Source organism: Streptococcus sp. 2106, assembly GCF_013277315.1.
In the GTDB taxonomy this organism is placed as follows: Bacteria; Bacillota; Bacilli; order Lactobacillales; family Streptococcaceae; genus Streptococcus; species Streptococcus pseudopneumoniae.
In genome coordinates, this window is record NZ_VMMS01000125.1 from 1 (window position 1) to 7,013 (window position 7,013).

The window sequence follows — 7,013 nt, forward strand, 5'->3', positions numbered from 1 at the left end:
GAAAATGATTGAGTATTAATTTCTATTTTCTTACCATCTTGGTAGGCAGACCAGCCTTTATCATAAGGAATGGTGAAGAAAATAGATGTATCTTGTTTGACATCATATCTAGCAAAGACCTTGTTTTTAGAAGTTGATACTGTTACAGGTTGTTCTTTAATTTTTTGAATTGCCTCAGTTAAAGTTTGGGTATCTAAACGGTAGAAGGTAGGAGATTCAAATGATACTTGTGAATTTCCAGGGAAACTAACATGAATATTGAAAGTTTTTGTCTCTTTTGTATAACCTAGATTAAAGAAGGAGAAGACATTATCAGTTGTAAAAGTCTTTTTTTCACCATTTACAAGGATGTCAACCTTTTTTTGTTTGTCATTAGAAAAGTGAAGGTTTGTGAAAGAAAGATAAACTTGACTGTTTTCTGGCACTTCAATTTGATATTGGATTGCTGCATCCTCATTTGAAGAACTTGTAACACTAATCAAATCATCAGTATTCTCTGTTTTTTCATAGGGTATTGGAGAAAAATAATCAAAATCGACGTTAGCAAGTTGATTTAAAAACGAGGCTTGATTATCTAAGGTATGTTCATTGAACTTGACATCATTGTAAACAGATTGACTAGCAAATGCAATCGGAAGAGAGTATTGATTTTCATATAGGGTAAGATTATCTTTTTGATAGATATCTTTAAAACCATACTTATCAATAGGACTGTCTGAGATATTGTACTGGATGCCAAATAAACTATCAGCCAAAATACTATTATTTGCATAGCGGAGATTGAGATTAGTCCCAGAGGATTTAAACCCAAGTTTATCCAAAGTAGAGCTTGCTGAACGATTTCGAACAGATGAAAATTGAGAGATTCCATTGTAGTTGAATTTCATACTGTCATTTCCTGTCTGAGTTTCTAGTTTCTCAGTACGAGTAAATTGATTTCCAATATATGTTGAGAAAGATTCCATAGCTGGGATATCTCTACTATAAGCACTTCGAGAAGCAAATCCCCATTCTTTAGCAATTCCGTCCATTTGAGATGAAGCATTTAAACTTATTTCAACTATTATAAATAAAGAGATTAGAATGGCAAACAGATTCACAGATATAAACTTTTTGATAACTGCAAGGAGTAAAAGCGAATAGACAACCAAAAATTCAAGAGTAAGCAGAATATTCAAATCTGTTAAAAAAGAATAATGTGATTTTAGATAGATGGTAGCTAAAAATCCTGTTACTATAAGAAAAAGCGAAACTAAAAAATTCCAGATTTTAAGTTCTTTCAGACGATTTAAGACTTCCGCTGCTGTGTAAATTAACAAGGTAGAGAAAATCCAAGCATAGCGATGTAAAAACATGTTTGGAGTATGCATGCCTTGCCAAAATAAATCAAGAGCTTCAATATAAAAGCTTGCAATTAGAAATGCAAAGAAGATTGCATAGATAAGTTTCACGTGAAACTTAATAGATTTCAGGGTAAAAAATAAAATAGTTAAAATAAAGGGAAGTAGTCCAACAAAAATCATTGGGATGGCTCCATACTTTGTTGTGTCAAAGGAACCAATGAATTGCTTAGCAAAGAGATCAAGATACCAGCTACTTTCAGTTTGAAACTTTGTAACTTCAGTCAATTTTTCCCCATGTGTCTGTAAATCAAATAGAGTGGGAAGAGTCATAATTAAACTAGCCATACCAGCTAAAAAGGAGGTGACAACAAAATCAAGAACAGATGATTTGCGGGTTTTAAAGTCCCAAGAAATTTGACAGAGATACCAGAAAATAAGAAACAATGCTGTCATATAGCCAAAATAATAGTTTTGGATAAATAAGATTGACAGACTTGTAAAGTACAATAGGAATTTCTTTTCAGTTATAAGTAGGTGTAAACCAGTTATAATTAAAGGAATCAAGATAAAAACATCTAGCCAGGTTTTTATCTCTAACTGACTAACGGTAAAGCTCATCAGAGCATAGGAAGTAGATAAAGCTAGTTTTAAAGGATTAGGAATCGATTGAAATAATTTATTTAAACTAAAGTAAGTTGACAGTCCAATCAATCCAAATTTTAAGAGAGTTGTCAGATAGACAGCATCTGGCATATTCGTTAGATCAAAAAAGTAAACTAGAGGTGAAAGGAAACTTCCCAAGTAATAACTAGATAGGGCATAGAAATTTAATCCGAGGCCACTTGTAAAGGTATAAAACAGACTATCATTTCCATGTAGGATATTTCGTAAAGCTACATCAAAAATAACGTATTGATGAAACCCATCTCCTAATAGTGGAGATGTATCGCTATTCCAGTAGATACCTTGAGATAGATATACTCCTATCATAATGATTACGGGAATGATGAAAGAAACAAAATAGATCCAATATGTTTTAAAAAATAATTTCATGTTACCTCATAAAATGTTAGAAAACCCAGCTGGTTAACCCAACTGAGTTTTGAAGTTTTATTTAGTCTTTCCAAAGTTCTTTAACTTTTGCTTGTACTTCTGCATTTTCTAGGAATTCATCATAAGTTTCATCGATACGATCGATGACGCCATTTTTTGACAAGACAATGATATGGTTAGCTAGAGTTTGAATAAACTCGTGGTCATGGCTGGCAAAGATGATTGATTCTTTAAAGTTTTTCAATCCGTCGTTTAAGCTTGAGATAGATTCCAAGTCCAAGTGATTGGTTGGATCATCAAGTACAAGGACATTTGATTTCAAGAGCATAAGTTTTGAAAGCATGACACGAACTTTTTCTCCCCCTGACAAGACATTTACAGATTTGTTAACCTCATCTCCAGAGAAGAGCATACGGCCGAGGAAGCCACGTAGGAAAGTATTATCATCTTCTTCTTTACTTGCGAATTGACGCAACCAGTCAAGGATTGACTCTCCTCCTGCAAAATCAGCTGAGTTATCTTTTGGCAGGTAAGATTGACTAGTGGTCACTCCCCATTTGACAGTTCCTTCATAGTCAATGTCTCCCATGATTGCACGAATTAATGCAGTCGTTTGGATATCATTTTGTCCAATAAGTGCTGTCTTATCACCTGGACGCAAGATAAAGCTGATATTATCTAAAATAGTCTCACCATCAATCTTTACAGTTAGATTTTCTACTGTCAAGAGATCATTCCCAATCTCACGTTCCGCTTTGAAGTTGATAAATGGATATTTACGACTAGATGGTACAATTTCTTCAAGTTCAATCTTATCAAGCATTTTCTTACGTGATGTTGCTTGTCTTGATTTAGAAGCATTAGCAGAGAAACGAGCTACGAATTCTTGCAATTGCTTAATTTTTTCTTCTGCTTTAGCATTACGGTCTGCTAGCAATTTAGCAGCGAGCTCAGAAGATTCCTTCCAGAAGTCGTAGTTTCCGACATAGAGTTTGATTTTTCCAAAGTCAAGGTCGGCCATGTGAGTACAAACTTTGTTTAAGAAGTGACGGTCGTGGGATACTACGATAACTGTGTTATCAAAGTCAATTAAGAAGTCTTCTAACCAAGTAATCGATTGGATATCCAAACCGTTAGTAGGCTCGTCCAAGAGAAGAACATCTGGTTTACCAAAAAGTGCTTTGGCGAGGAGAACCTTTACTTTTTCACCGTTGGCCAATTCGCTCATGTTTTGGTAGTGTAATTCTTCTGGAATGTTTAGGTTTTGAAGGAGTTGAGAGGCTTCACTCTCTGCTTCCCAACCTCCAAGTTCGGCAAACTCTCCTTCGAGTTCGGCAGCACGAACCCCATCTTCGTCTGAGAAATCTTCCTTCATGTAGATGGCATCTTTCTCTTTCATGATGCTATAAAGTTTTTCATTTCCCATGATAACAACATCAATGGCACGTTCATCTTCATAGTCAAAGTGATTTTGACGAAGAACAGAGAGACGTTCATCTGGACCAAGAGAGATGTGACCAGTAGTAGGTTCGATATCTCCAGCTAAAATTTTTAAAAAGGTTGATTTTCCGGCACCATTAGCACCGATTAATCCGTAAGTATTTCCTTCTGTAAATTTGATATTGACATCATCAAAAAGTTTGCGATCACTAAAACGTAGTGAAACATCAGATACTGTAAGCAATGTTTTTCTCCTATATGTGTAATATATTTATTCTACTAGAAAATACGGAAATATTCAAATTTTTATCTGTCAATTTTGTGTAAATTACATTTACAGCATACTTTACACAAATCCGTAAATAGCAAGGTTGATTTATTTTTATAAATTGCAGTTATTTCATTAAAAAAATGCTATAATTGAAGGGACCATATCGAAGGAGAATAAAATGACTAAACCCATTATTTTAACAGGAGACCGTCCAACAGGAAAATTGCATATTGGACATTATGTTGGAAGTCTCAAAAATCGAGTATTATTACAGGAAGAGGATAAGTATGATATGTTTGTGTTCTTGGCTGACCAACAAGCCTTGACAGATCATGCCAAAGATCCTCAAACCATTGTAGAGTCTATCGGAAATGTGGCTTTGGATTATCTTGCAGTTGGATTGGATCCAAGTAAATCGACAATCTTTATTCAAAGCCAGATTCCAGAGTTGGCTGAACTATCTATGTACTATATGAATCTGGTTTCATTAGCACGTTTGGAGCGCAATCCAACAGTCAAGACAGAAATTGCTCAGAAAGGCTTTGGAGAAAGTATTCCGACAGGCTTCTTGGTCTATCCAATTGCTCAAGCAGCTGACATCACAGCTTTCAAGGCTAATTATGTTCCTGTTGGGACAGATCAGAAACCAATGATTGAGCAAACTCGTGAAATTGTTCGTTCTTTTAACAATGCATATAACTGTGATGTCTTGGTAGAACCGGAAGGTATTTACCCAGAAAATGAAAGAGCAGGGCGTTTGCCTGGTTTGGATGGGAATGCTAAAATGTCTAAATCACTCAATAACGGTATTTATTTAGCTGATGATGCGGATACTTTACGTAAAAAAGTAATGAGTATTTATACAGATCCAGATCATATCCGCGTTGAGGATCCAGGTAAGATTGAGGGAAATATGGTTTTCCATTATCTAGATGTTTTTGGTCGTCCAGAAGATGCTCAAGAAATTGCTGACATGAAAGAACATTATCAACGAGGTGGTCTTGGTGATGTGAAGACCAAGCGTTATCTACTTGAAATATTAGAACGTGAACTGGGTCCTATTCGTGAGCGCCGTATTGAATTTGCTAAGGATATGGGAGAAGTTTATAATATGCTTCAAAAAGGTAGTGAAAGAGCACGTGAAGTTGCAGGTCAGACCTTATCTGAGGTTAAAGGAGCAATGGGACTTCATTACTTTAACTAGGTTTATTTTACAAGAAACTATCATTTCTATCTCAAAGAAAAGATAGTTTTTTATTTGCCCCTGTAACATTTGACAAATTTTTATAGAATGGTATGATAGATACAATATAAAAAGAGTCAAGCTCAAAAAGAAAGAAAAGAGGAAACTTCGAATGTCTAATTGGGACACTAAATTTTTGAAAAAAGGTTTTACCTTTGATGATGTATTGCTTATTCCAGCTGAAAGTCATGTGTTGCCTAACGATGCAGATTTAACAACTAAATTGGCAGATAATTTGACTTTAAATATCCCAATTATTACCGCTGCCATGGACACAGTTACAGAGAGTCAAATGGCCATTGCTATTGCTCGTGCAGGCGGTCTCGGAGTTATCCATAAAAACATGTCAATTGCTCAACAAGCAGACGAGGTTCGCAAGGTAAAACGTTCTGAAAATGGAGTTATTATTGATCCGTTCTTCTTGACGCCTGAACATACAATTGCTGAAGCAGATGAGCTTATGGGTCGTTACCGCATCAGTGGTGTTCCAGTTGTTGAAACACTTGAAAATCGTAAATTGGTTGGTATTTTGACAAACCGAGATCTTCGTTTTATTTCAGACTATAACCAACCAATCTCAAATCATATGACCAGTGAAAATCTTATTACTGCTCCTGTGGGTACAGATCTTGCAACAGCTGAGAGCATTCTTCAAGAACACCGTATTGAAAAGCTTCCTTTGGTAGATGAAGAAGGTCGTCTTTCTGGTTTGATTACTATCAAAGATATTGAAAAAGTTATTGAGTTTCCAAATGCCGCTAAAGATGAGTTTGGTCGTCTACTAGTTGCAGGTGCAGTAGGTGTTACTTCAGATACATTTGAACGTGCAGAGGCTCTTTTTGAAGCAGGAGCAGATGCGATTGTTATTGATACTGCACATGGTCATTCTGCAGGTGTCTTGCGTAAAATTGCTGAGATTCGTGCTCACTTCCCAGATCGTACTTTGATTGCTGGAAATATTGCAACAGCTGAGGGTGCACGTGCCCTTTATGAAGCGGGTGTAGATGTTGTCAAGGTTGGTATTGGCCCAGGTTCTATCTGTACTACTCGTGTGATTGCTGGTGTTGGTGTTCCACAAGTAACAGCTATCTATGATGCTGCAGCTGTTGCGCGTGAATATGGTAAAACGATCATTGCTGACGGTGGAATCAAGTATTCTGGAGATATTGTAAAAGCACTTGCGGCTGGTGGAAATGCTGTTATGCTTGGATCAATGTTTGCTGGAACTGATGAAGCTCCAGGTGAAACTGAAATCTTCCAAGGACGTAAATTCAAGACTTACCGTGGTATGGGATCAATCGCTGCTATGAAGAAAGGTTCAAGCGATCGTTACTTCCAAGGCTCTGTCAATGAAGCAAACAAACTTGTTCCAGAAGGAATTGAAGGTCGTGTTGCTTATAAAGGAGCGGCAGCTGATATTGTTTTCCAAATGATTGGTGGTATTCGCTCTGGTATGGGTTACTGTGGTGCAGCTAACCTTAAAGAGTTGCATGATAATGCTCAATTTATTGAAATGTCTGGTGCTGGTTTGAAAGAAAGCCATCCTCATGATGTACAAATTACTAATGAAGCACCAAATTATTCTATGTAAAAACAGTCATAACCACCCGTGAAAACGGGTGGCTTGTACACCGGCTATAAGCCGTTTCTCTCCAGCGGCGTC

General features: G+C 36.5%; 4 protein-coding genes. 2 read left to right on the forward strand and 2 right to left on the reverse strand.

Annotated elements, in window-relative coordinates:
- Both HT723_RS10785 and HT723_RS10790 read right to left on the reverse strand, forming a co-directional pair.
- On the reverse strand, nt 1–2,396 hold a 2,396-nt coding region (locus HT723_RS10785), incomplete at its 3' end, for a YfhO family protein (protein WP_172935185.1).
- Nucleotides 2,397–2,457: 61 nt separating this feature from the next.
- Complete coding sequence (locus HT723_RS10790) at nt 2,458–4,080, reverse strand: ATP-binding cassette domain-containing protein (protein ID WP_172935186.1); 1,623 nt, start codon at nt 4,078–4,080, stop codon at nt 2,458–2,460.
- Nucleotides 4,081–4,285: 205 nt separating this feature from the next.
- Here HT723_RS10790 and trpS point away from each other — a divergent pair, with 205 nt between their 5' ends.
- Nucleotides 4,286–5,311 carry a tryptophan--tRNA ligase gene (gene trpS, locus HT723_RS10795; RefSeq protein ID WP_172935187.1) on the forward strand — a complete coding sequence of 342 codons (1,026 nt, stop codon included), beginning with the start codon at nt 4,286–4,288 and terminating at the stop codon, nt 5,309–5,311.
- 151 nt (nt 5,312–5,462) lie between these two features.
- Nucleotides 5,463–6,941, forward strand: a complete 1,479-nt coding sequence (guaB, locus tag HT723_RS10800; protein ID WP_000073401.1) for an IMP dehydrogenase — start codon at nt 5,463–5,465, stop codon at nt 6,939–6,941.
- Nucleotides 6,942–7,013 lie beyond the last annotated feature (72 nt).

Excerpts from the sequence above, each read along its gene's own strand:
- trpS (WP_172935187.1), top strand. The coding sequence starts at position 4,286 with ATGACTAAACCCATTATTTTAACAGGAGACCGTCCAACAGGAAAATTG.
- guaB (WP_000073401.1), top strand. The coding sequence starts at position 5,463 with ATGTCTAATTGGGACACTAAATTTTTGAAAAAAGGTTTTACCTTTGAT.